The 23,206-nt window shown below is 68.8% G+C and carries 22 protein-coding genes and 1 riboswitch; of the genes, 12 read left to right on the forward strand and 10 right to left on the reverse strand.

Annotated elements, in window-relative coordinates:
- Positions 1–7: 7 nt before the first annotated feature.
- Positions 8–1,804, reverse strand: a complete 1,797-nt coding sequence (locus FN976_RS09385) for a TonB-dependent receptor domain-containing protein (RefSeq protein ID WP_284699195.1) — start codon at positions 1,802–1,804, stop codon at positions 8–10.
- 86 nt (positions 1,805–1,890) lie between these two features.
- Positions 1,891–2,157: riboswitch (cobalamin riboswitch) on the reverse strand.
- Between the two features lie 34 nt (positions 2,158–2,191).
- On the opposite strand from FN976_RS09385, the gene zapB reads away from it, so the two are divergent.
- The 4 genes from zapB (at position 2,192) to FN976_RS09405 (ending at position 5,519) form a co-directional block, all read left to right on the forward strand.
- The gene (gene zapB, locus FN976_RS09390) at positions 2,192–2,404 is read left to right on the forward strand and encodes a cell division protein ZapB (protein ID WP_145892762.1); all 213 of its coding nucleotides are present in this window, start codon (positions 2,192–2,194) and stop codon (positions 2,402–2,404) included.
- Entirely contained in the window at positions 2,401–2,730 is a 330-nt protein-coding gene (locus FN976_RS09395; protein ID WP_145892763.1) for a cell division protein ZapA, read from the forward strand. Before zapB ends, FN976_RS09395 begins: the two co-directional genes overlap by 4 nt.
- Before the next feature lie 507 nt (positions 2,731–3,237).
- Positions 3,238–4,650 carry an adenylate/guanylate cyclase domain-containing protein gene (locus FN976_RS09400; RefSeq protein ID WP_145892764.1) on the forward strand — a complete coding sequence of 471 codons (1,413 nt, stop codon included), beginning with the start codon at positions 3,238–3,240 and terminating at the stop codon, positions 4,648–4,650.
- Between the two features lie 53 nt (positions 4,651–4,703).
- Positions 4,704–5,519 (forward strand): sulfite exporter TauE/SafE family protein, encoded by an 816-nt coding sequence (locus FN976_RS09405; RefSeq protein ID WP_145892765.1) that lies wholly within the window; start codon positions 4,704–4,706, stop codon positions 5,517–5,519.
- 36 nt (positions 5,520–5,555) lie between these two features.
- Here FN976_RS09405 and FN976_RS09410 read toward each other — a convergent pair whose 3' ends face one another.
- Complete coding sequence (locus FN976_RS09410; protein ID WP_145892766.1) at positions 5,556–5,900, reverse strand: antibiotic biosynthesis monooxygenase family protein; 345 nt, start codon at positions 5,898–5,900, stop codon at positions 5,556–5,558.
- 14 nt (positions 5,901–5,914) lie between these two features.
- On the reverse strand, positions 5,915–6,928 hold the full coding sequence (locus tag FN976_RS09415) for a cytochrome P450 family protein (RefSeq protein ID WP_145892767.1): 1,014 nt from the start codon (positions 6,926–6,928) through the stop codon (positions 5,915–5,917).
- A 63-nt stretch (positions 6,929–6,991) separates the two neighbouring features.
- On the opposite strand from FN976_RS09415, the gene FN976_RS09420 reads away from it, so the two are divergent.
- Positions 6,992–7,678 (forward strand): ArsR/SmtB family transcription factor, encoded by a 687-nt coding sequence (locus FN976_RS09420; RefSeq protein WP_145892768.1) that lies wholly within the window; start codon positions 6,992–6,994, stop codon positions 7,676–7,678.
- On the opposite strand, the gene FN976_RS09425 is transcribed toward FN976_RS09420, so the two are convergent.
- The 6 genes from FN976_RS09425 to FN976_RS09450 all read right to left on the reverse strand — a co-directional run bounded on the left by FN976_RS09425 (position 7,650) and on the right by FN976_RS09450 (position 13,111).
- Positions 7,650–8,456: an alpha/beta fold hydrolase gene (locus FN976_RS09425; RefSeq protein WP_145892769.1), complete on the reverse strand. Its 807-nt coding sequence runs from the start codon at positions 8,454–8,456 to the stop codon at positions 7,650–7,652. The two genes, FN976_RS09420 and FN976_RS09425, sit on opposite strands and share 29 nt — an antisense overlap.
- 6 nt (positions 8,457–8,462) lie before the next feature.
- Positions 8,463–8,801 carry a hypothetical protein gene (locus tag FN976_RS09430; protein WP_145892770.1) on the reverse strand — a complete coding sequence of 113 codons (339 nt, stop codon included), beginning with the start codon at positions 8,799–8,801 and terminating at the stop codon, positions 8,463–8,465.
- A 60-nt stretch (positions 8,802–8,861) separates the two neighbouring features.
- Positions 8,862–9,638 carry an enoyl-CoA hydratase/isomerase family protein gene (locus FN976_RS09435; protein WP_145892804.1) on the reverse strand — a complete coding sequence of 259 codons (777 nt, stop codon included), beginning with the start codon at positions 9,636–9,638 and terminating at the stop codon, positions 8,862–8,864.
- Positions 9,639–9,649: 11 nt separating this feature from the next.
- Entirely contained in the window at positions 9,650–10,855 is a 1,206-nt protein-coding gene (locus FN976_RS09440) for a CaiB/BaiF CoA transferase family protein (RefSeq protein WP_255440266.1), read from the reverse strand.
- Positions 10,852–11,817 (reverse strand): Bug family tripartite tricarboxylate transporter substrate binding protein, encoded by a 966-nt coding sequence (locus FN976_RS09445; protein ID WP_145892806.1) that lies wholly within the window; start codon positions 11,815–11,817, stop codon positions 10,852–10,854. Before FN976_RS09445 ends, FN976_RS09440 begins: the two co-directional genes overlap by 4 nt.
- A gap of 64 nt (positions 11,818–11,881) precedes the next feature.
- A complete protein-coding gene (locus FN976_RS09450; protein ID WP_145892771.1) occupies positions 11,882–13,111 on the reverse strand; it encodes a pyridoxal-phosphate-dependent aminotransferase family protein in 1,230 nt (409 codons plus the stop codon).
- Positions 13,112–13,206: 95 nt separating this feature from the next.
- On the opposite strand from FN976_RS09450, the gene FN976_RS09455 reads away from it, so the two are divergent.
- From FN976_RS09455 to FN976_RS09465, 3 genes are read left to right on the forward strand one after another with little or no spacing between them, the layout of a single operon-like run.
- The gene (locus FN976_RS09455) at positions 13,207–13,893 is read left to right on the forward strand and encodes a GntR family transcriptional regulator (protein WP_145892772.1); all 687 of its coding nucleotides are present in this window, start codon (positions 13,207–13,209) and stop codon (positions 13,891–13,893) included.
- Positions 13,890–16,958: an FAD-binding and (Fe-S)-binding domain-containing protein gene (locus tag FN976_RS09460; protein WP_145892773.1), complete on the forward strand. Its 3,069-nt coding sequence runs from the start codon at positions 13,890–13,892 to the stop codon at positions 16,956–16,958. The genes FN976_RS09455 and FN976_RS09460 overlap by 4 nt, the downstream gene beginning before the upstream one ends.
- Positions 16,959–16,982: 24 nt before the next feature.
- Positions 16,983–17,435: a GNAT family N-acetyltransferase gene (locus FN976_RS09465; RefSeq protein WP_145892774.1), complete on the forward strand. Its 453-nt coding sequence runs from the start codon at positions 16,983–16,985 to the stop codon at positions 17,433–17,435.
- 60 nt (positions 17,436–17,495) lie between these two features.
- Here the strand turns inward: FN976_RS09465 and FN976_RS09470 are convergent, their stop codons facing one another.
- Positions 17,496–19,199, reverse strand: coding sequence for a tannase/feruloyl esterase family alpha/beta hydrolase (locus FN976_RS09470; protein WP_145892775.1), 1,704 nt, complete (start codon positions 19,197–19,199; stop codon positions 17,496–17,498).
- 158 nt (positions 19,200–19,357) lie between these two features.
- On the opposite strand from FN976_RS09470, the gene FN976_RS09475 reads away from it, so the two are divergent.
- The 4 genes from FN976_RS09475 to FN976_RS09490 all read left to right on the forward strand — a co-directional run bounded on the left by FN976_RS09475 (position 19,358) and on the right by FN976_RS09490 (position 23,165).
- Entirely contained in the window at positions 19,358–19,843 is a 486-nt protein-coding gene (locus FN976_RS09475; protein WP_145892776.1) for a MarR family winged helix-turn-helix transcriptional regulator, read from the forward strand.
- Between the two features lie 61 nt (positions 19,844–19,904).
- A complete protein-coding gene (locus FN976_RS09480; protein WP_145892777.1) occupies positions 19,905–22,127 on the forward strand; it encodes a hybrid sensor histidine kinase/response regulator in 2,223 nt (740 codons plus the stop codon).
- Between the two features lie 52 nt (positions 22,128–22,179).
- Positions 22,180–22,803, forward strand: coding sequence for a hypothetical protein (locus FN976_RS09485; protein ID WP_145892778.1), 624 nt, complete (start codon positions 22,180–22,182; stop codon positions 22,801–22,803).
- 164 nt (positions 22,804–22,967) lie between these two features.
- The gene (locus FN976_RS09490) at positions 22,968–23,165 is read left to right on the forward strand and encodes a CsbD family protein (RefSeq protein WP_145892779.1); all 198 of its coding nucleotides are present in this window, start codon (positions 22,968–22,970) and stop codon (positions 23,163–23,165) included.
- The last annotated feature ends 41 nt before the right edge of the window (positions 23,166–23,206 follow it).

Consider the following 23,206-nt stretch of genomic DNA (forward strand, 5'->3'; position numbering starts at 1 on the left):
GAAGACTTTACTTCGGCTGCCAGCGCAGGGTGACGAACACCGCGCGGCCGGCCTGGTTGTAGCCCGTCGCCGTCTCGTACTGCTTGTCCGTGAGGTTGTTGACCTTGGCCTGCACGCTCCAGGCCGGCGTGAGCTGCCGGTCCAGGTGGACGTCGAGCGTGGTGTAGGCGCCCAGCGGCCGCGTGTTCGCGGCGTCGTCAAAGCGGTCCCCCGCGTGCAGCAGCGCGCAGCCGAAGCGCCAATCGCCCAGGCGGTAGTCGGCGCCCAGGTTCAGCTGCTGCTTCGCGCGCCGCGGCAGCTGCCGGCCATTGGCCTCGTTGCGCGGGTCCAGGCGCTCGAAATTGGCGCGCAGCGCGAGCGCGTCGATCCGGCCTTCGTAGCCCAGGGTCCAGCCGTCGATCCGCGCTTGCGGAATGTTGATCGGCAAGGTGGTGTTGGTCATGAAGCCGCGGATGCGGTTGTCGAAGCGCACCAGCTTGAGCTCGTGCGCACCCTGCGTCCAGGTCACGCCGACGTCGGTGTTCTTGCCGCGTTCCGGCAGCAGCAACGGATTGCCGAAGCGTGGGAAGTACAGCTGGTTGAATGACGGCGCCACGAAGGTCGTGCCATGCGAAGCATGCACGCGCCAGGCCGGGGTGATCCGGAACCCATAGCCGGCGAACCCGGTGGTCTCGCCGCCGAACTGCGAGTTGCGGTCGCGGCGCAGGTTGAATTGCCAGCTGTGCGGACCGGCGCTGCCGTTCAGGCCGGCAAACACGCCGTCGATGCTGCGGTGGGTGACGGCGTACGCAGCCGTGGCGCTGATGTCCTGCTCGCGCCGCTCCAGGCCCGCCAGCACCACGCCCAGCGGCGTCTCCAGGTTGTTCTGCCACGTCCACTGCGACTGCTTCGTCTTGAACGCGCCCGGGGAGGCCGCCTCGATGATGTTGGCCGTGTCGGTACCTTGCGAGAAGCGCAGTTCGGTTTGCCAGCCCGGCATGAAGCGGCCCCTGACGCCGGCATGGGCCGTCAGCGCGCGGATGGCCGTCCGGGAATCCACCCCCGGCCCGTCGTCGAACCAGCTGATCCCGTCGGAATGCATCAGGCCTGCGTCGACGCTCCACTGCGGACTGAAATCGTAGCTGGCGGAGGCCGTCAGCGCGTCCTGCCGGAACGGATCGAGGTCGCCATTGAAATTGCCGAACGGCACCGCGGGATTCGTGGAACTGAAGCCGCGCTCCCGCGCGCGCTGCACCCCCACCGAGTATTTCAGCGCACCCTGCCCGCCCTGCATGCCGGCGCCGGCCACCCAGTGGCGGTCGCTGCCGGCCGTGAGCGAGGCATTCGGATGGAGGCCGTCGCGGCCCTTGCGCGTGAAGATCTGGACCACGCCGCCGACGCCTTCGCTGCCGTACAACGCGGACGCGGGACCTTTCAGGATCTCGATGCGCTCGATCATTTCGACCGGGATGGTGTCCCAGCTCGGGGTGCCGGCGGTGGCGGAGCCCAGGCGCACGCCATCGACCAGCAGGATGGTGTGGCGGTTCTCGGCGCCCCGGATGAAGATGTTGGACTGCTTGCCGCGCCCACCGTTGGACGACATCTGCACACCCGCGGTTCGGGCCAGCAGCTCGGGCAAGGTCCGCGCCGTCGATGCCTCGATGGCGGCGCGGTCAACCACCTTCACGTCGCTCACGAGTTCGTCGGCGCGGGTGGCGACGCGGGTGGCGGTGACGACGGTCTCGGTGAGGGACCCGGATTGGGCGAAGGCGCCGAAGGCGGCGCAAAGCGCGAGCGGCAGGACAGCCACACGCAGTGGAAGCACGGAACGGTTCATGGCAGACAGACAGGCTGGTCACCCGGGCCGGCTTCCCCGCCGGCACTTTGGGCTCAAACGGCCGCATGCAAGCGCACGCAACCACGTCGTTGGCCGGTATCCGGGCTGGCGGAAGAACTTCCATCGCCTTCCCAGGCCCGCTGTTTCAGGCGGACCCAGTGGCTTTGCGTGATGAAAGTGGGAGGCGGCGCCCACCGCGAACGGCTGGCACCGCTTCCCTCCGCTTGACCGTTGCGGGGGCAGCGCAGGTTGGCTTCGGCCGGGTCGGCCACCGCTTCCTGCTTCCCGTTGAACTGCGGCATGCGAACCACACCGCGAGCACCAACGTGTTGATTCTAGAGCGTTTTTTCAGTACCCCGCCTACAATTCCGGCAAATGGCCAGTGGCTCTGACATCGACCCCCTCGTCGAACGCGTCGAGCGCCTGCTCGTTCGCTACGAGGAACTGCAACGCACCAATGCGCTGCTGGCCGAACAGGTGGAGCTGCTCACGTCGGAACGCGATTCACTGAAGTCGCGCCTCTCCGCGGCCCGCTCCCGCGTCGACGCCCTGCTCGAACGCCTGCCCGATCTCAACACCCCCGCATGAAGCAACTCGAAGTGCAGATCATGGGCCAGAGCTACCTGCTCGGGTGCCCGGAAGGCGGCGAGCAGCGCCTGCTCGAAGCCGTGGAGCGCGTCGACACCGCCATGTGCAAGATCCGCGACGCGGGCAAGGTGAAAGCACGCGACCGAATCGCGGTTCTGGCTGCGCTCAACCTCGCCTTCGACATCGCGGACCGGAGCGTGGCCACCCCGGTGCAGCCCGCGACCAACGGTGCCGCGAAGAACGGAGCGTTCGCTGACGATGGGCGCCTCGCCGGCCTGATCGACCGGCTCGATCATGCACTCGGCGATGACGGGCGTCTGCTCTGATTTCCAGTTGAGCTTCGCATCGGGTTTGTCAAGCCCGGAAAACTTGCAAGGCTTCACCCGTTGTTTGCCCCGCGCGCCGATTCCGCGCCCTACAATGGCTTCGTCTGCAGTGCGCATCGGGTCTTATATTTCCTTGAACCAATGCTCTTTGAGCTCGGGCTTGGAACATCCCCTGGCGAGCGTGATCGTCTCGCGTCAGATGAACCCAACGCCAGGTTGACCTCGCCCACCTGAACTCCGGTTCAGGATGCCGGCCCGGTGGCAATGCAGACACCTATACCGTTCACTTGCAAAAGTGCTGCTGCACTTTTGCAAGTGAGTAGTCAGATGACAAAGGCCGGAGTGAATCCGGCCTTTGTCATGGTGGGATCGCCCTGCGCGATGCTTCGGCCGATCCGGAGGCAGTCGCTGCGCTCCTGCAAAAGCCGGGCACCGCCCGGCGTTCGTCATTGCGCCGCGCCTGTAAGCTGCGCACAATGGCGGCGACATACCGCACGGAGGTGCGCCATGTCGGAAACGGAAGCCCGGTTCAGTGTCCTGCGCCAGTCGGCCGACCCTGGCGCCGCGACGGCCGTCGAGCGCCTGGTGCGCGACGGCCCCGACGAGGCGCTGCATCGCATCAACGTTCTCGACTTCGCCGCGGACCATGGCCTGGCGCTGGAGACGGTGCTGGACACGTTCCTGCATGCGGCGCGGCTGGGACTGTTCGAGATGTCGTGGAACATCCTCTGCCCCGGTTGCGGCGGCGTGCTGAACACCAACGCCACGCTGAAGACCGTGAAGCAGAGCGACTACGCCTGCTCCCTCTGCGCCGCCGGCTACGAGCCGTCGCTGGACGAAATGGTGGAGGTGGCCTTCACGGTCAGCCCGCGTGTGCGCAAGATCGCCGCGCACACGCCCGAAACCTTGCCCGTGTGGGACTACGTACGCCAGATGTACTGGAGCTCCGGCATGCGCTTTCCGCCGCCCGACGAGTTCCAGCGGCAGATGCACGAGGTGGTGCTCGACTGGACGGAGCTGGCGCCCGGTGAGCGTGGCACGATGTCGGTGCAGCTGCCCGAAGGCTTCATCATCGTGTTCGAACCGGTCACGCACTCGGCCCTGTTCCTGGACGTCAAAGGGGAGCCGACCCGGGAGCGCCGGGAGATGGGCGTGGTGTTCAACAAGGTGCAGGCGCCCACCGGGACCGAAGTGCTGCGGCCTGGCCCGCTGCGGCTCACGTTCGAGAACCGCAGCGATGTCCGCACGCTGCCGGGGCTGTTCCTGGCCGGCGACACGCTGCACCACCTGCTCGGGCAGCGCAAGCCGTTCCTCACGGCCAAGCGCCTGCTGACGCACCAGACCTTCCGCGACCTGTTCCGCGCGGACACGCTGGCCCTGGACCAGCGGCTGAAGATCCTGAGCCTCACGTTCGTGTTCACGGACCTCAAGGCCTCGACCGAACTGTACGAACGCATCGGCGACCTCGCGGCCTACGACCTGGTCAAGGCGCACTTCGGCGTGCTCGGCGACGTGGTCGCGCAGGAGTCGGGCGCGGTCGTCAAGACCATCGGCGACGCGGTGATGGCGACCTTCCCCACGCCCGACCGCGGCATGGCGGCGGTGCTGCGCATGCGTGAAGCCATGCGCCGCCTCAACGAGGACCACGAGCGCGAAGACCTCCTGCTGAAGATCGGCATCCACGAGGGTCCCTGCCTCGCCGTCACGCTCAACGACCGGCTCGACTACTTCGGCCAGACCGTCAACATCGCTTCGCGGGTGCAGGGGCTGGCGATGTCGCAATCGATCTTCGCCACCGAACCGGTCGTGCGCGACGAGGCCACCGCCCGGCTGCTGGCGGGCGCCGGGCTCACGCCGAGCGAGCGCCGATGCGTGCTGCGCGGCATCTCGGACGAATACACGGTCTACGAGATTCCCTGAGCCCCGGCCGGGCCCGCCGGCGGGCGATAATCGAAGGCTGTCCCTGAAGTCCCATGCCAATCGAAGCCCGCCTGATCATCGAACTCGCCCTGTTGGGCATCGCCACCGGCTTCCTCGCCGGCCTTCTCGGCATCGGCGGGGGCATGCTGATGGTGCCGTTCATCACCATCATCCTGTCGGGGCGCAACGTCTCGCCGGACCTGTCCGTGAAAATGGCGATCGCCACGTCGATGGCCACGATCATCTTCACCTCCGTTTCCAGCGTGCGGGCGCACCACAAGCGCGGCGCGGTGCGCTGGGACATCGTGAAGCGGCTCGCGCCGGGCATCGTCATCGGCAGCATCATCGCCAGCCTGGGCGTGTTCGCGCTGCTGAAGGGCAACGTGCTGGCCATCGTGTTCGGCCTGTTCGTGAGCTTCTCGGCGACGCAGATGTTCCTGGACAGGAAGCCCAAGGCGACCAGGCAGATGCCGGGCACGGCGGGCCAGCTGGCCGCGGGCGGCTTCATCGGCTTCCTCTCGGGGCTGGTCGGCGCGGGCGGCGGCTTCATCAGCGTCCCTTTCATGGCCTGGTGCAACGTGGCGATCCACAACGCGGTGGCCACCTCCGCGGCGCTCGGCTTTCCCATCGCCGTCGCCAACGTGGCCGGCTATGCGATCAGCGGCCAGGGCGTGCAAGACCTGCCGCCGGCTTCCTTCGGCTACATCTGGCTGCCGGCGCTGGCGGTCATCGCCTTGTGCAGCGTGTTCACCGCGCCGCTGGGCGCGCGCGCGGCGCATGCCCTGCCGATCGGCAAGCTGAAGCGGATCTTCGGGAGCATCCTTTTCCTGCTTGCTGGCTACATGTTCTACAAGGGGTTTGCGGGATAGGCCTGGATTCCTGCCTTCGCAGGAATGACGACCCTGTCAGCCATGCGCCTGCCGCGAGTCCGCCGGCGCCTCGGCCCGCTCCTTCAAGCCGTAGTCACGCGTCACCTCGGCGATGCGCAGCCGGTACTCCCTGAACATGGTCTTGCGTCCCGCGCTTTGCGCCGCGCGGTGCGCCTCCAGGTTGCGCCACGCCGTGAGACAGGCGTCGTCGCGCCAGAACTGCAGCGACAGCAACTTGTCCGGGTCCGTCAGGCTCTGGAAGCGCTCGATGGAAATGAAGCCCTCCATCTTCAGCAGTTCCTCTTTCAGCTCCGCCGCCCAGCTCAGGTAGCCCTGCCGGTGTTCGGGGTGGGGCCAGACTTCGAAGATGACACTCACCATGCTTGTTGCTCTCCTCAGGTTGCGAAAACGGGGATGCGGACGTTGGGCAGCGGGCGGTAGCCCTTGACGGCCCCGAAGCGCCGCAGCCCATCGCTCTCGTGCAGGGACTTCAGCGCCGCGGCAGCGATGGTGACAGCGATGCGTTCGCCCGGGCACCCATGCGCACCAGCCCCGAAGGCGAAGCTGCGCCGCGCCGCGGGATCGTGATTGGCGGCGGCCAACAGGACGAGCACGCCATCGCCCGCGGCCAGCGCCTGGCCGGCCAGCTCCGTGTCCCCGGCCGCGAAACGTCGCGTGTGATGCGTCGGCGGGTCCCAGCACGCAATCTCTTCGACGAAGGCCAGGTCGGGCACACGCGCTTCGCGCTGCCACCGGGCGATGGCGTTGCCGATCAGGCCAGCCGTGGCGTCCAGTGACTGCTGCATCATCGCGATGCGGTTCGCCGAGCGCACCCTGTCCAGGCCCTCGGCAGCGCCCTGTGCCATCAGCGCGGTGGCCGCTTTGTCGGCGGCTGCGAGCGTTGCAGCGTCCGCACCCGCGGCGATGCCTTGGGTGAAAGCATGAACATGGGCGACCGTGGTGTCGAGTTGGTCTGCCGGCACCCGAAGCATGCGCGCGATGGCCTGCACCGGCACGGCCGAGAGCCACGCATTGACGTCGACCCGGCCTGCCAGATCAGCCGCGGCCAAGGCCGTCTGCGTTCCCAGCACCTCCAGCGAGAATGCCGCCGCTGCGCGCTCCGTCGCAGGCCGGTGCTCACGATGGAAGCCGCCGTCGTTCATCCGCACCAGTTGAGCGAACACCTCGCCCGTGGGCGATCCCAGGAGCGCCTTGGGCACGGGCTCCGCGGGCGGTCGCACGCGCAAGTGGGGATGAACCAGCGCTGCCTCGACCACCGCGGCGCTGCTCGCCACCCACAGGCGCAGGCCATGGTCGAAGAACAGCGGGCGTGACTGGCGCAGCGCGGCGTAGTACGGCCAGGGGTCGGGATGGGTCGTCGCCGCAATGGCGTCCGGTGGTGGATGCATGGGGGGAGTTTGCGCAGCAGTCACGCGTTTGTCGAGCCGCAACAGTTTGGCTACCATCGAAGCATGCATGCAGAACCCGACCTGGCCCGCATCGCCGCCACCGTGGGAGACCCGCGGCGCATCCAGATGCTGTCGCTCCTGATGGAGGGCCGCGCACTCACCGCGAAGGAGCTTGCGCTCGGCGCGGGCATCGAGCCGGCCACGGCCACCTCGCACCTCAAGCGCCTGCTCGAAGACGGCTTGCTGGAATCCACAGCGCAAGGCCGCCACAAGTACTTCCGCTTCGCCACGGAACATGTCGCGCAGTTGGTGGAAAGCCTCATGCGCGTCGCGCCGCGCCGCAAGGCTGCGCCCGCCGCGACCCTGGAACCGGTGCAGCAGGCCCGCTACTGCTACGACCACCTGGCCGGCAGCTTGGGCACCGGCCTGTTCACGCTGCTGTTGCGCAAGCACTGGCTGGAAGACGATGGGGTGGACCCCAAGCAGCTGGTGGTCACGGTCCGCGGCGCCAAGGCCCTGGACAACCTGGGCATCGACGTCGCGTCGGCCAAGGCGCGCCGCCGCCAGTTCGCCTGCCGCTGCCTCGACTGGTCGGAACGCCGCGACCACCTCGGTGGCGCCCTGGGGTCGGCGCTCGCCGAGCACCTGCAGTCGCAGCGCTGGATCGAACGGCGCAAGCACAGCCGCGTGGTCACCGTGACGCCGGCCGGCCGGCGCGAACTCAAGTCACTGGGGCTCGCGTTGGCGTGAGCGCCGCCAGCGCACGCAGCGCCTCCAGCACGACCTCAGGCTGCGTGAGTTGCGGGAAATGCCCGCTCTCGTGCGCGATCACCTGTTCCCCATGCGGTGAGAGCCGCGCGAGCTCCTGCTGGTGGGCGCGCCGCGCGCCGACGGCGGCGGGCGACATCAGCCACGCCGGCGGCGCCTTGCCGCCGGTGATGACGCGCACGGGAACATCGGGAAACGGCCCCGCCACCTCGATCTCGCGCACCGTGTCGTCCACGCATTCGAGTTCGGCGTGCACGTTCGGCTTGAACAGCAGCTGCGGCAGCGAGATCACCTTGCCCAGCGCGCGCACCAGCTGCGTCTCGTGCGTGCGCAGCACGGCGCGGTCGCGCGGATGCGTGGCCTCCACGAACAACACGGCAGTCACTTCGCCGGGATGCAGGCGCGCGAACAGGTTCGCGTAGAGCCCTCCCAGCGAGTGCGCCACCAGGATGTAGGGTGGCGCGAGACCCGCATAACCCAGCAGCTCACGCAATGAGGCGACCACGACCGTGCCCGTCTGCTTCTGCTTCGGCGGGTCGCTGCCTTGCATGCCGAAGCGGTTCCATCCGAAGACCGTCCCGCACTGCTCGATCTCCGGATAGAGCGCACGCCAGCCTTCCAGGCTGACGCCCGCGCCGTTGAACAGCAGGATGGTCGCAGGTCCGCTGCCGGACAGGAGGTAGCTCAGGCGCCCCTGGCGCGTCTGCACGGCCTGGATCGGCGGCAGCGCGCCGAGGCGTGCGGGGAGCCAGCCGGGCATCCGGCGTCAGGCGCCGCCGATGCCCACGGTGACGCGCCCGGTGCCCGCGCATTCGGGGCAGGACGACGCGCCGAGGCGCCCGCTGCCGCCGCAACGCGGGCAAACGTCCTCGCCGGTTCCTGCGGTTCCTTCGGGCGCTTCGTCGCCGGGCCGCATCGGCGGCTGTGCCGCCGAGGGCTGCCCTGGCGCCTGGCCCGCGGGCTGGTCGGAGCGGCCCGGCGCGCCGGCGAGATCGATCGACGCACCGGGGTCTTCCTCGCCGGCCACGGACTGGGCCAGGTCCAGCGGCTCTTCTGCACGCACCGCGGGACTGGAAACGGACGGACGATCTTGCTTGGCGGCCATGGCAATGCTCCTTGGCGCCATGCTAGGTCGCCGCAACTTGGGCTCGCGTAGGACGGCGCCTCAGCGCCCTTGCCAGACCGGTGGCCGCTTCTTCATGAAGGCTTGCACACCCTCCCGGAAATCCTCGCTGTCGTAGGCGCGGCGGATGAGGTCATCCACATCCGGCACGCCGCTGTGCAGGAGCCGGTTGAGCGTTTCCTTGCTGACGCGCTGCGTGATGGGCGCCAGGCTGGCCACACGGTCGCACACGCTTTTGGCGGCGGCCTCCAGGTCCTGGGGCGCCACGACCTGCAGCAGGTAACCGGAGGCCAGCAACTCTTCGGCGTTGAGCAGGTCCCCCAGCAGCAGCATCCGCTGGGCCATGGGCCGTCCGACGGCAGCGACGAGGCGGGTGACGTTGGCCGATGACAGGCAGTTGCCCAGCGTGCGCGCGATCGGCACACCGAAGCGCGACCCGGGCGTGGCGATCCGGAAGTCGCAGGCGGTGGCGATGGCAAAGCCGCCGCCGACCGCCGCGCCCTGCACCACCGCCAGCGTCGGCATGGGCAGCGTCTCGACCAGTTCGACCACCGTGTCGATGCGCTTCTCGTAGGCGACCCCATGGTCGCCCGAGGTGAAGGCCTGGAACTGCGGGATGTCCGTCCCGGAAACGAAGGCGGCCCCGCCCGCGCCCTGGAAGCGGACAGCCCGCACGCTCTCGTCCTCGTGCAACTGGCGGCAGATGGCCTCGAGCTGCTCGTACATCGCCCACGTCATCGCGTTGCGCGAATCGGGGCGGTCGAAGGTGACGGATGCGATGCCGTCCGCGATGCGCAGGTGCACGGCACCCACGAAGATCCCTTGTGTGTTCAGCACGTTCCGAAAGCCCCCTGATTGCGCAGGCGCGCACGCGCTTCGGCGTCCATGCCTGCCTCCTCCAGCACTTCGTCGGTGTGTTCGCCCAGCAAAGGCGGGTGGCGCCGCACTTCCTGCGGCGTGCCGGAGAGCTTGACCGCGAAACCGATGTTGGGCACCTTGCCTTCCACCGGGTGGTCGATCTCCATGCGCATGCCGCGCGCCTGCCCGTGTTCGCTGCCGAAGGCCTCCGGATAGCCCAGGATGGGGCCGGCCGGGATGCCATGGGCCAGCAGCTTCTCGACCCAGTGGTCCTTGGGATGCTGCCGGAACGTCCGCTCCAACGCCTCTTGCAGCTCCGCCCGGTGGGCCAGCCGCTGGGCGATCGTAGCGAAGCGGGGGTCGGCCAGCAACTCCTCGCGCCCCAGCAAGGTGCACAGTTGTTGCCAGAGCTTCTGGTTGTTGGCGCCCATCACGAAATACCCGTCGCTGCAGGCCATGGCCTGGTAGGGCGCGGTCATCTTGTTCGAGGTGCCCAACGGCTCCGGCCGCTTGCCCGTGCCCCAGTAGTCGCAGATGTCCCAGACCGAGAACGCCATCGCGGAGTCGAACAGGGACGCGTCGATGTACTGGCCCTGCCCCGTGTTCTTCACACCGATGTAGGCGGCGAGCGTCGCGTAGATCGCGAAGAGCGCGCAGCCGATGTCGGCCACCGGCACGCCGCATTTCACGGGCGGGCTATCGGGGTAGCCGGTGACGCTCATCACGCCGGACATGGCCTGCGCCATCAGGTCGAAACCGGGCCGGTCGGCCCAGGGGCCGGTCTGGCCGAAGCCCGAGATGCTGGTGTAGACCAGGCGCGGGTTGACCTCCTTCAGGACTTCGTAGCCAAGACCCAGGCGCCGCATCGCGCCGGGCCGGTAGTTCTCGATCAGGATGCCCGCGTCCTTGGCCAGGTGCAGCAGGACTTCCTTGCCCGCTTCGGTCTTCAAGTCCAGCGTGATGCTGCGCTTGTTGCGGTTCATGTTCAGGAAGCCGAGCGAGTCGGCGCCCTTCATCTTGAACCCCATGGAGCCACGCGTCTGATCGCCCGTGCCCGGCGGCTCGATCTTGATCACGTCCGCGCCCAGGTCGCCGAGCAGCATGGCGGCGTAGGGCCCGGCCATCACCTGCGAGATGTCGAGGACGCGGACGCCCTCCAGCGGGAGAGGTCGCGTCAAATTTCAACCTTGACGTTCGCGTCCTTGATCACTTTCGCCCACTTGGCCTGTTCGACCTTCATGAACTGCGCGAACTTCTCCGGCGTGCCGCCGCCGTCTTCGGCGCCCGAAGCTTCCAGCTTCTCCATCACGTCCGGCATGGCCAGCGCCTTGTTGACGTCCTCATTCATCCGCTTCGCCATCGCCGCGGACATCTTGCCGGGGCCGACCAAGCCATACCAGGTGGTGGCTTCGAAGCCGGGGAAACCGGATTCGGCCATGGTGGGCACGTTGGGATAGGACTTGGCCTTGTTCTGGCGCGTCTGCGCGATCGGATGGGCCTTGCCGTTCTTCACGTGTGGCGTCGCCGCCGTCATGGTGTCGAAGCTGTACTGGATCTGCCCGCCGATCAGGTCGACCAGCATCGGGCCCGAGCCCTTGTAGGGCACGTGGATCGCCTTCACGCCGGCCTGCAGCATGAACATCTCCAGCGCCAGGTGCTGCGCCGAGCCGTTGCCGGCGGAGCCGAAGCTCACCTTGCCGGGATTGGCCTTGCACAGGTCGACGATGTCCTTCACCGTCTTGGCGGGTTGGGCCAGGTTGCAGATCAGCAGGTTGGGCGTGACGCCCACCATCGCGATGGGCTGGAAGTCCTTCTCGGCGTCGTAGCCCAGCTTCTGCAGGCCCGGAACGATCGCGTGGCTGTTGATGTGCGCCATGTGCAGCACCGTGCCGTCACCCGGCTGCTTGGCGACGTAGTCGGCCGCAATGGTGCCGGACGCGCCCGCCTTGTTCTCGACGATGACCTGGGTCTTCCACATGTCGCCCAGCTTCTGGCCGATGACGCGCGCCAGGATGTCGGTGCCGCCGCCGGGGGCGAAGCCCACAATGATGCGGACCGGGCCGGTGGGGAGGTTCTGGGCGCGGAGCATGGGGACCGCGAGGGTCGCGGCGGCGCCGGCAATGAGGGTTCTGCGTTGCAGCATGCTTTTGTCTCCTGTAAGAACACAAGGACGCGTGTGCCGAAGGCACCGCGTGATCGTCTGTTTAAGCCGCTTTTTGCAGCGCGACAGGCGCGGGATGCCCCGCGAAATAATCCATGGCGGCCTGCACCCCCGACCCAGCGAGCTTCACGCCCGCGAGCTTGAGGCCCATCTCGCAACCCGACAAGGCCGCCATCAGCGTGAGGTCGTTGCAGTCGCCCAGATGGCCGATGCGGAACATGCGGCCCTTGACCTTGCCGAGGCCCGTGCCCAGCGACAGGTCGAAGCGCTCATAGATCAGCTTGCGCACCGCGTCCGCATCCACGCCCTCGGGCGTGATCACGCCGGTGAGCACTGGCGAGTAGCTGGCGGCTTCATTGCACTGGATCTCCAGGCCCCAGGCCCGGACCCCGGCGCGCACGCCCTCGCCCCAGCGGCGGTGCCGGGCGAACGTGCCTTCGAGGCCGCCGAAGGCGGGCTCCAGCAGCATGTCGCAAGCCTCGGCCAGGCCGTACAACAGGTTGGTGTTGGGGGTGTAGGGCCAATAGCCCGACTTGTTCATCTCGACGATCTCGTCCCAGGCCCAGAACGCCTTGGGCAGTTTCGCGGACTTGCTCGCTTCCAGCGCCTTCGGCGCCAAGGCGTTGAAGCTGATGCCCGGGGGCAGCATCAGGCCCTTCTGGGACCCGCTGACGGTGACGTCCACGCCCCATTCGTCGTGCTTGTATTCGGCCGATGCCAGGCCGGAGATGCTGTCCACCATCAGCAGCGCGGGATGCTTCGCCGCATCGATCGCCTTGCGCACCGCGAGGATGTTGCTGGTGGCGCCGGTCGACGTTTCGTTGTGCACCACGCACACGGCCTTGATCGCGTGCTCCTTGTCGGCCTTCAGCCGTTCCTCGATCAGGTGCGCCTGCACGCCCTTGCGCCAGCCCTCGACACCGGGCAGGCCCAGGAACTCCGTCTTCACGCCCAGCCGCGAAGCGAGCTTCTGCCACAACGCCGCGAAGTGGCCCGTTTCGTACATCAGGACGAGGTCGCCCGGGCTCAGCGTATTGGCCAGCGCCGCTTCCCACGCGCCCGTGCCGGACGCCGGATAGATCACCACCGGATGCTTCGTCTGGAAGATCTGCTGGATGCCCTTCAGGACGCGCAGGCCCAGCGCACCGAACTCCGGACCGCGATGGTCGATGGTCGGCAGGCTCATCGCGCGCAGGATCCGGTCGGGCACTGGCGAGGGCCCCGGGATCTGCAGGAAGTGGCGGCCGGTGGGATGAAAGTCGAGCGTCAGCATGCGGCGGATTTTTGCATACAAAATTCTGTTGTCAAGAGCCCTGCTCTGCAGGAAGCTTCTTTACAGCCCCACGCATTTGCATACAAAATGCTCGCATGACCGCGGAAGTGATCTCCATCCCTCGCGCCGCCCTCCATGAGCAGGTCGCGCAGCGCCTGCGCCAGATGCTGGTGGAAAGCCGCATCCCGCCGGGTGCGAAGTTGAATGAGCGCGAGCTCTCCGAACTGCTGCAGGTTTCTCGCACGCCCCTGCGCGAAGCCATCAAGATGCTCGCGGCCGAGGGGCTGGTGGAACTCCTGCCCAACCGCGGCGCCATCGCCGTTTCGCTGAACGAGGCGGACATCCTGCATACCTTCGAAGTGATGGCGGGGCTGGAGGGGCAGTCGGGCGAATTGGCGGCGCAGCGCATCACCGAGGACGAACTGGCCGAGATCCAGGCCATGCACTTCGAGATGCTGGCGGCCTACACCCGGCGCGACCTGTCGACTTACTACACCCTCAACGCACGCATCCACCGTGCCATCAACGCGGCGGCCAAGAACCCGGTGCTCGGTGCCGTCTACAACCAGGTCAATGCGCGGCTGCAGGCCTTGCGCTTCCGCTCCAACCAGGACGGCGCCAAGTGGAAGCGGGCCGTGAAGGAGCACGAGCAGATGATCCTGGCGCTCGCGGCGCGCGATCCGGTGGCCATGCGGGGCGTCCTGATCACCCACCTGCACAACAAGCGCGACGTGGTGCTGGAGCAACTGCGCAAGCCGGCGATCGCGAAGGCGGGCCGATGAACGCCCCCTTGCCGGTCCAGGTGACGCGCGAAACCGCCGCCTCGGCGTACGAGCGCGTCGCGACCACCAGCAACGAGGTGGCCGGGCGCCTGGCGCAGCGCCTGGCCGCCGAAACGCGGGGCGAGGTCCTGTTCTCGCCTGCCGATTGCGGCCGCTACGCCACCGATGCTTCCATCTACCAGGTGACACCGGTCGGCGTGTTCGTGCCGCGCAGCACCGAGGACGTGCGGATCGCGCTCGACATCTGCCGTGACCTGAAGGTGCCCATCGTGCCGCGCGGCGGCGGCACCAGCCAATGCGGCCAGACCGTCGGCGCTGGCCTGGTCATCGATTTTTCCAAGCACGTGCGCAACGTGCTGGACACCGACTCGGCGGGACGCTCAGTCACGGTGGAGCCGGGCATCGTGCTGGACCATCTGAACGCCCACTTGAAGCCGCTGGGCCTGTGGTACCCCGTCGACGTCTCGACCGCCGCGCAGGCCACGCTGGGCGGGATGGCCGGCAACAACTCGTGCGGCAGCCGCAGCATCGCCTACGGCAACATGGTGCACAACGTGCTCGGCGCCGAGGCCTGGACCACCGATGGCGCCCTGCACCACTTCCGCCGTTTTGATGAGAGCACGGGCGCGGCACGCATGCTCGGCGAGCGCGTTCGCCAACTGGCCATGACGCTGACGCCGGAGATCGAGAAGCGCTGGCCCAAGGTGCTGCGCCGCGTCGGCGGCTACAACCTGGACGTCTTCCACAACCAGAACGAACGCCCCTACACCACGGACGGCAGCGTCAACCTGGCGCACCTGCTGGTGGGCAGCGAGGGCACGCTGGGCCTGACCAGGAGCCTGACCCTGCGGCTGGCCGAATTGCCGCGCGCCAAGGTGTTGGGTGTCGTGAACTTCCCCACCTTCTACAAGGCGATGGATTCCGCCCAGCACATCGTCAAGGGTGTGGGCAGTGACGGGACGCTCACCGCGGTCGAGCTCGTCGATCGCACGATGATCGAGCTGGCGCTGCAGAACCCGGCCTTCGCGCCCACGGTGCGCGCCGCGCTGATCGGCAAGCCGGACGCCCTGCTCCTGGTGGAGTTCGCCGGCGCCGACAAGCCGATGCTGCTGAACAAGCTGAAGCAGTTGCAGGAGCTGATGGGCGACCTGGGGCTGCCGGGCTCGGTGATCCTGATGCCCGACGACGTGCCGCAGAAGGCCTTGTGGGAAGTGCGCAAGGCGGGCCTCAACATCATGATGAGCCTCAAGGGCGACGGCAAGCCGGTGAGCTTCATCGAGGACTGCGCCGTGCCGCTGGAACACCTGGCGGAATACACCGACGCGCTCACGCAGGTGTTCCGCAAGCACGGCACTCGCGGCACCTGGTATGCGCATGCCTCGGTGGGCACGCTGCACGTGCGGCCCATCCTCGACATGCGCACCGACGGCGCGCCGCGCATGCGGCACATCGCCGAGGAAGCTTCGGCGCTGGTGCGCAAGTACAAGGGCGCCTACAGCGGCGAGCACGGCGACGGCCTGTGCCGCGGCGAATGGATCCAGTGGCAGTTCGGCCCGCGCATCAACGACGGTTTCCGCGAGATGAAGCGGCTGTTCGACCCGCTGAACCTGCTGTGCCCGCAGCGGATGGTGGACACGCCGCGCATGGACGACACGCGGCTGATGCGCTTCCCGCCGGGCTATCGCGTCATCCCCCTGAAGACCGCGCTGGACTGGACACCCTGGGACGTGCAGAACGATCCCGCGACCGAGAAGACCACGGCGCCGGGCACCGGCGGTGATCCCGCCCAAGGGTTCGCCAAGGCCGTGGAGATGTGCAACAACAACGGCCACTGCCGCAAGTTCGACGCCGGCACCATGTGCCCCAGCTACCGCGTGACGCGCGACGAGCAGCACCTGACGCGCGGCCGCGCCAACACGCTGCGCCTCGCGCTGAGCGGCCAGCTGGGGCCCGACGGCCTGGCCAGCGAAGCGGTGCGCGACGCGCTCGACCTGTGCGTCAGCTGCAAGGGCTGCAAGCGCGACTGCCCAACCGGCGTGGACATGGCGCGCATGAAGATCGAGTTCCTGCAGGCCGACCGGAAGAAGAACGGCTGGTCGCTGAAGGACAAGCTGGTCGCCCGCCTGCCGGAGTACGCGCCGCTGGCCAGCCGCTTCGCGGGCCTGCTCAACCTGCGCAACCGCAGCGCGCTGCTGGCCTTGCTGGGCGAAAGGCTCTTCGGCTTCGCGCGGCAGCGGCCGCTGCCGCAGTGGCGGAGCCGGCATTTCTTCAACGGCACACCGCAGGGCGCGACGCGCGAACAGGTGCTGGCCTCGGCCCGGCCGGTCGTGCTGTTCGTCGACACCTTCAACGGCTTCTTCGAATCGGCCAACGCGCAAGCGGCGTTGCAGGTGCTGCAAGCCGCCGGCTACACCGTGCACATCGCCGCCAAGGAAAAACCGGACGGCAAGCACCTGTGCTGCGGCCGCACCTACCTGGCCAGCGGCATGGTGGACGACGCGAAGGCGAAGGCCGGCGAGCTGTTGCAGGCATTTCAGCCCTTCGTGGAGCGCGGCATGCCCATCGTGGGGCTGGAGCCTTCGTGCCTGCTGACGCTGCGCGACGAGATGACGGTCATGGGCCTGGGCGCACCGGCGCAAGCGCTGGCCCGGCAAGCCGTCCTGTTCGAGGAGTTCCTGGCGCGCGAAGCGGCGGCCGGCCGGCTGGAGCAGCTCAAGGCGCGCCTGAAACCGCTGACCAAGGACCAGCCGCTGCTCGTGCATGGCCACTGCCACCAGAAGGCCTTCGACGCGGTCTCGCCCGTGCTCGAAGTCCTGAAGTTGATTCCCGGCGCCCAGCCCCGGCTGATCGAAAGCAGTTGCTGCGGCATGGCAGGCAGCTTCGGCTATGAAGCAAAGCACCATGCGGTGTCGATGCAGATGGCGGAGCTGAGCCTGCTGCCCGCGATCCGCAACGCGCCCGATGCGCTCGTGGTCGCGGACGGCACCAGCTGCCGGCACCAGATCGCCGATGGCGCGCAACGCGTGGCCGTGCATGCGGCGGTGTTGCTGGCGCGGCAGCTCTAGCCGCTGGGTGTGCACAATGGAGCGGTGACCCCGCCCTGCCTCATCCGCGCCGCCCTGCCCTCCGACGAACCCGCGTGGCGGCAGCTCTGGCGCGGCTACTGCGACTTCTACGACGCCGGCGTGCCCGACGAGGTGACCAACCGCACCTGGAACCGCATCCTGGATCCGGATTCCGCCGTGATGTGCGTGGTGGCGGAGATCGAAGGCCAGGTGGTGGGCTTCGCCAACTGCGTGGTGCACGAGAACACCTGGGAGACGCAGCCGGTCTGCTACCTGGAGGACCTGTTCGTCACGCCCGCTGCCCGCGGCCAGGGCGTCGGGCGCGCCCTGATCGAGTGGTTGCGCAACGCGATGCGCGCCGAAGGCTGGGCCAGGGTGTACTGGGTCACCAAGGCCGACAACGCCGAAGCGCGCCGGCTCTATGACCAGTTCACGCAAGCCGACGGATTCGTGCGCTACGTGATCCGGCAGAAATGAAATGGGGGCGCAGCGCGCCCCCGGCTCTCCCCCGGAGGGGGAGGGAGTCTCCCAGCCCTGCTACCGGCAGCTGAAGCTGCTCGCCGACTCCACGTCCCCCGTCCCGTTGTAGCGTGCGACCAGCGGATAAGGGCACAGCGGCCGCGTGCGGTTCGCCGCCCAGGTCGCGGGCAGGTCGGCGTTGACGCCGCCCGCGTTGCCCGCGCCGCGCGCCGTGGCCGTGATGCTCGCCGGCGCCTGGCCCTGTTCGACCCAGTTCACCAGCGCGGACAGCGCGTCGAACTGGTCGGTGGCCGGCCCGCCCGAGCAGTGGCCCATGCCGGGCACCCGGAAGAAGCGCGCGAAATTCGACGCGTCGCCGCCATTGGCCGCCTGCAGGCCCTTGTACCAGGTCTCGCTGTCGTCCACCGAGAAGATCGGGTCGGACACCCCGTGGTACACGATGATCTTGCCGCCACGGTCCTTCAGCGTCGCCATGTTCGTGGGGTTCGGCGGCGTCATGAAGCTCATGGCCGATTCCGTGTACATGCCGTTGGTCGCGGTGATCTGCTGGGCCAGCAGGTCCAGGTTGGCGGACAGCGTGAAGGCCGGACCGTTGAACCCGGTGGCCGCATCCGGCGGTACCTTGAAGATCAGCCCGACCGCGCCGGAGTCCAGCGCCAGGGGTGCCGTGAACTCCCAGAACGGGATGCCGGCGCCGGCGATGCCCGGGTCATACGGGAAGGTGGAATAGATCCGCGTCCCGTTGCTGGTGGTCGGGCCGCTGAAGATCTTGCCGATGGCCGTCTTCTGCGCCGCGCTCAGGCACGAGCCATCGCGCGCCCCCGCGCAAGTAGGCACGTCGCGCGCCAGGTCGAACGCCCCGCGGCAGGCCTGCACGTCCTGCACCAGGCCGTCGGTGGCGCCGTCGAGCGCGTCGCACTTCGACAGCACGGCGTTGCTGACCAGGCGGCGTTCCGCGGTGGTGAAACCGGTCGAAAGATCGGTCGGCGACGTCGCCACGCTGGCGTACAACTGGCCGCCGGCGATGTTGGCCAGCGCCGCCTTCGGCAGGTTGTAGCCCGGCGCGCCAGCGAGGATGCCGTCGTAGTCGTTGGCGTAGCGCGTGGCCGCGATCATCGCGTGGCGCCCGCCGTTGGAGCAGCCGGCGAAATACGAGCGGTCGGCGCCCTTGCCGTAGGTCGACGCGATCACGCTCTTGGCCATCGGCGTGAGCTTGGCGACCGCCTGGTAGCCGTAGTCCAGCCGTGCCTGCGGGTCGATGCCGAAGTTGGGCCCGAGCGAACCGGGATGGCCCGCGTCGGAGCTGAGCACGGCAAAGCCCTGCTGCAGCGCGTGCGTCAGCGGACCGCCGCCGGTGGCTCCCGTGGCCGTGACGACCGCGCCGTCGATGCCGCCGTTGCCCTGGTGCAGGAAGCGGCCGTTCCAGTCGGTCGGCAGCCGCATCTCGAAACCGATCGCGTAGGCATTGCCGTCGACCGTGCTCACGCGCTCGTGCATCTTGCCGGTCACCAGGCAATGCTCCCGCACCGGCTGCCCCGCCACGGTGAGCGATCCGGCGGGGATGCTGCTGGTGGCGGTGAGCGTGGTGTTGGCCAGCGCGCCGATCTTGCCCGCCAGCGCGCTGCACGCGGTGGTCATCTTGACCCCGGTGGCGGCCGACAACTGGGGCGGCCCGTTGTCGCTGCCGCCGCAGCCGGCCAGCACGGCGAGAGCGCCGAAAAGGGACAGGGCGCGTGGGCGCAGCCGTCGCAGGACTTGCATGGTGGGTCTCCTGTAAGCGCGCATGGAGCGTCGCGGGTTGGTCCAGATCGTTAAGTTACTAAACTATCTGGTTGGTACGTATCCGGGTTTTACCTAAAGGCGAAGCTCATCCACTGGTTCACAGCATGAAGTAAAAGGGCTTGGCACAATATCCCCGCATGCACCCCAAGAGAACGCCGCGCCTGGACATGACGCCTGCCGGGCGCCTGGAAGAGGCGCAACTGCAGCGGGTGCTGGGCTACCAGCTTGCGCAGGCTTCCATCGTCACCAGTGCCATCTATGCGCGGACCGTCGGCGAGCCGTTTGAACTGCGTCCGGTCGAGTACACGGTGCTGACGCTGATCGCCGAGAACCCGGGCGGTTCGCTGGCCCGGCTGGCGCGCGCGCTGGCCGTGACGGCGCCCAACATCACGACCATGGTGGACCGGCTCGAGAAGCGCGGCTGGATCGCGCGGACGCCCAGCGAGCAGGACCGCCGTTCGCAATTGCTGCATCCCACGGCGAAAGGCGAAGCGCTGGTGCGCAAGACGACCCAGCTCATCCTGGACGCGGAAAAGGCGGCCATGCCCCTGACGCCGGGCGAGCACAGCATGCTGGTGGAACTGTTGCACAAGGTGGCCTGCGCGCGCGGCAACGAACCCTAGAAGTCCGCCCAGCCGGGCAGAATGGTGCGATGCAGTCGCCGCCGGCCCGCGCCCTCCGCCCATGATCCGTGTCCCGCACGGGCGCACGCTGCGCTTCCGCCTGTTCATGCTCGCCGCCAGCGGCCTCGTTCCGCTGGCGTTGGTGGCCGTCGTGGTCATCGGCTCGCTGATCCGCGACCGCACGCTGGAGGCGCAGAGCGCGGCGCTCGATGTGTCGCGGGCGCTCGCCACCGCGGTCGACGCCGAATTGCGGTCGATCGGGAGCATCCTGCAGAGCCTGGCGCAGACCGGCCACCTCGCGTCCGGCCGGCTGGACGACTTCCGGCCCGTGGCGGCGCGCGTCGCGGAGGGGCAAGGCTGGCGGAGCCTCCTCGTGGCCGACGGTACCGGGCGGATCCTCATGAATTCCGCCCAGCCGTCCGGCACGCCCGATCCGCAGCCGGTCGACGTGGAGAGCATGCGCCGCGCCATCGAGACGCGCATGGTGACCGTCGGCCGGGTGGCCGAAGGGCGCCAGAAGCAGGGACCCGCCTTCGCCGTGCGCCTGCCCGTGATCCGCGACGGCCAGCTCATCTATGTGGTGTCGGCGGTCATCCCGGCCGAACGAATCCTGGCCGTCGTCGCGCGCCAGCGGGTGCCGGAGGGCTGGGTGGTGGCCATCTTCGACCAGGCCGGCAACCGCGTGGCGCGCTCGCGCGAACATGCGGTCGCGCGGCCCTCGCCCACGCTGCAGGCCCTGCTCGATCGAGGAGGGAGCGAAGGCGCGGGGCCGACCACCACGCTCGAAGGCGTCCCGAGCCAGACCGGGTTCACGCGCTTGCAGGCGTCCGGCTGGGTCGTGGCCATCGGCATCTCCCAACGCGAAGCCGACCGCGGCTTCTACGCGGTCCTGGCCGCGGTTGCCGGCGGCCTGGCGGCGTCGCTGGCGTTGTCCGCCTTCCTGGCCTGGTACTTCACGCGCCAGGTGACGGAGCCGATCGACCAGCTGAAGGCCGCGGCCGGCGCGCTGGGCCGCGGCGAGGAGGTCCGGCTGCCGCCGCTCGGCATTTCGGAACTGCAGGACGTCGCCGCCGCGCTGGCGCATGCCGCCGACGACCGCGACCGGGCGGCGCGCGAGCGCGAGGACCTGCTGGCCCGCGTGACGGACGCGTTGCGGCTGGCCGAGGAGGCGGCCCGCAGCAAGGATGAATTCCTGGCGATGCTGGGCCACGAACTGCGCAACCCCCTCGCCCCCATCGCGACCGCGCTGCACCTGATGGCGCGCAAGGGCGATGCCAGCACGCGCATCGAACGCGAGGTCGTCGAGCGGCAGCTGGGCCACATGACACGGCTGGTCGATGACCTGCTGGACGTCTCGCGCATCACCAGCAAGCGGCTGGCCATGCGCTTCGAGCCGGTGCGGCTGGCGGACCTGGTGGAGCACGCGGCACAGGGGATTCCGGCGCTGCTGGGCGATCGCCTCTTCCGCGTGCACGTGGACGACGACGCGCGCGGCCTTTGGGTTTCGGGCGACCAGGACCGGTTGGGCCAAGTGCTCAACAATCTGCTGGGCAACGCCATCAAGTTCACCCCGGCGGAAGCCCCGATCGAGCTGGCGCTGCGCAGCGGGGGCGAGGGCTTCGCCGAGATCGTGCTCACCGACGGCGGCGTCGGCATGCCGCCCGAGGTGCGGGAGCACGTGTTCGACCTGTTCTACCAGGCACCCCAGGGGGCGGACCGTTCGCGCGGCGGCCTCGGCCTCGGCCTGGCCATCGTGCGCAGCCTGGTCGAGATGCACGGTGGCAGCGTGCGGGCGGAAAGCGAAGGCACCGGCCATGGCAGCCGCTTCATCGTCCGCCTGCCCACCATGGCGGCGCCACCGGCGCCGGAGCCGGCGCGGGAGTCGCCCCATGCCACGGGGATGGGCCGGGTGCTGGTGGTCGACGACAACCAGGACGCGGCCGACACCGCGGCGGCGCTGCTGGAGATCGCGGGTTACGAGGTGAAGGTGGCCTACCACCCGCAGGAGGCGCTGGCCCTGCTGGAGAGCTTCCATCCCCAGGTCGCCGTGCTCGACATCGGCCTGCCGGGCATGAGCGGCTACGAGCTCGCCGGGCAGGTCCGCGCCCATCCGGGCGGCGCGCAGTGCTACCTCGTGGCGCTCACCGGCTACGGCACGCAAGCGGATGCGGCGCGCGCCACGGCCGCCGGCTTCGCTGCCCACCTGGTGAAGCCGGCCGGCCCGGACGCGTTGCTGGAAGCGGTCGCGCGCGGCCTGGCGCCGGCGCCGCCGGCTGGTGGGTGACGAGCACGCGGGCGCGGCCCGCGCTATGCTGGCGCGGCACCAGGGGACCCGCATGACGTCATTCTTCCGCGCCCGGCGCGCCACATTCGGGCTGGCGCTGTGCGCCGCCCTCGCCCCGCTCGCCGGCCGCGGCCAGCCTGCCAGCCCCACCGTGCGGCTGCGCGGCACCATCGAGGCGCTCACGCCCACCAGGGTCACCCTGCGCGAACGCAGCGGCGAACGCATCGAACTCGCCCTGGCCCCCAACCTGGTGGTGACCGAGGTCTATCCGGTCACGCTCGCCGAAGTGCGCGCCGGCAGCTTCATCGGCGTCGGCGCCCTGCCTCAGGCCGACGGCTCGCAACGTGCCATCGCCGTCACGCTGTTCCCGGAGGCCATGCGTGGCACGGGCGAAGGCCACCGGCCCTTCGACTTCCTGCCGCAAAGCACCATGACGAACGCGACCGTCGCCGACGTCGCCGCCGCCGCGGACGGCCGCAAGCTGGTCGTCAAGTACAAGGACGGCGAGAAGACGATCGTGGTCCCGCCGGAGGTTCCCATCGTGAGCCTGCGGCCGGCCGACCGCGCGCTGCTGGTGGTCGGCGGGGCCGTGGCGATCACCGCCCAGTCGATCGACGGCCAGCCGACGGCGCAGCGCATCAGCGCCGGCCGCGGTGGCTTCGCCCCGCCCTACTGAGGCATGGCCGCGATGGCGCGCCTGCCGTGCCAACCCGTCTGTGCCTGGGGCGTGTTCCTCTACTGTAGGAGGCTACGCACGAGCCTAGCCGCCGTTGCGCCTCTACCCCGGGCCGTGGCCGCCCCTATCTTTGAATCTGGTGCAACAACGACAGGAGTTCATCCATGAACAAGGACCAGGTCAAGGGCGTCGCCAAGCATGTCGGCGGCGAAGTGCAGGAACAGGTCGGCAAGCTGACCGGCGACACTGGAACGCAGGCCAAGGGCCACGCGAAGGAGATGGAAGGCAAGGCCCAGAAGGAACTGGGCGATGCCAAGGAAGTCCTGAAGGACAAGGCCGAGGACCTGAATCGCAAGATCTGACGATCCTGTGACAAGGCAAAGCCGGGCGCATGCCCGGCTTT

It is taken from the genome of Caenimonas sedimenti, assembly GCF_007833165.1.
Lineage (GTDB): Bacteria > Pseudomonadota > Gammaproteobacteria > Burkholderiales > Burkholderiaceae_C > Ramlibacter > Ramlibacter sedimenti.

Bases quoted from the DNA above. Each gene is read 5' to 3' on its own strand.
- FN976_RS09420 (WP_145892768.1), top strand. From the start codon at position 6,992: ATGCATGCAGAACCCGACCTGGCCCGCATCGCCGCCACCGTGGGAGAC.
- zapB (WP_145892762.1), top strand. From the start codon at position 2,192: ATGGCCAGTGGCTCTGACATCGACCCCCTCGTCGAACGCGTCGAGCGC.
- FN976_RS09450 (WP_145892771.1), bottom strand. From the start codon at position 13,111: ATGCTGACGCTCGACTTTCATCCCACCGGCCGCCACTTCCTGCAGATC.
- FN976_RS09460 (WP_145892773.1), top strand. From the start codon at position 13,890: ATGAACGCCCCCTTGCCGGTCCAGGTGACGCGCGAAACCGCCGCCTCG.
- FN976_RS09425 (WP_145892769.1), bottom strand. From the start codon at position 8,456: ATGCCCGGCTGGCTCCCCGCACGCCTCGGCGCGCTGCCGCCGATCCAG.
- FN976_RS09485 (WP_145892778.1), top strand. From the start codon at position 22,180: ATGACGTCATTCTTCCGCGCCCGGCGCGCCACATTCGGGCTGGCGCTG.
- FN976_RS09415 (WP_145892767.1), bottom strand. From the start codon at position 6,928: ATGCATCCACCACCGGACGCCATTGCGGCGACGACCCATCCCGACCCC.
- FN976_RS09475 (WP_145892776.1), top strand. From the start codon at position 19,358: ATGCACCCCAAGAGAACGCCGCGCCTGGACATGACGCCTGCCGGGCGC.
- FN976_RS09470 (WP_145892775.1), bottom strand. From the start codon at position 19,199: ATGCAAGTCCTGCGACGGCTGCGCCCACGCGCCCTGTCCCTTTTCGGC.
- FN976_RS09430 (WP_145892770.1), bottom strand. From the start codon at position 8,801: ATGGCCGCCAAGCAAGATCGTCCGTCCGTTTCCAGTCCCGCGGTGCGT.
- FN976_RS09455 (WP_145892772.1), top strand. From the start codon at position 13,207: ATGACCGCGGAAGTGATCTCCATCCCTCGCGCCGCCCTCCATGAGCAG.
- FN976_RS09480 (WP_145892777.1), top strand. From the start codon at position 19,905: ATGATCCGTGTCCCGCACGGGCGCACGCTGCGCTTCCGCCTGTTCATG.
- FN976_RS09400 (WP_145892764.1), top strand. From the start codon at position 3,238: ATGTCGGAAACGGAAGCCCGGTTCAGTGTCCTGCGCCAGTCGGCCGAC.
- FN976_RS09410 (WP_145892766.1), bottom strand. From the start codon at position 5,900: ATGGTGAGTGTCATCTTCGAAGTCTGGCCCCACCCCGAACACCGGCAG.
- FN976_RS09395 (WP_145892763.1), top strand. From the start codon at position 2,401: ATGAAGCAACTCGAAGTGCAGATCATGGGCCAGAGCTACCTGCTCGGG.
- FN976_RS09405 (WP_145892765.1), top strand. From the start codon at position 4,704: ATGCCAATCGAAGCCCGCCTGATCATCGAACTCGCCCTGTTGGGCATC.
- FN976_RS09490 (WP_145892779.1), top strand. From the start codon at position 22,968: ATGAACAAGGACCAGGTCAAGGGCGTCGCCAAGCATGTCGGCGGCGAA.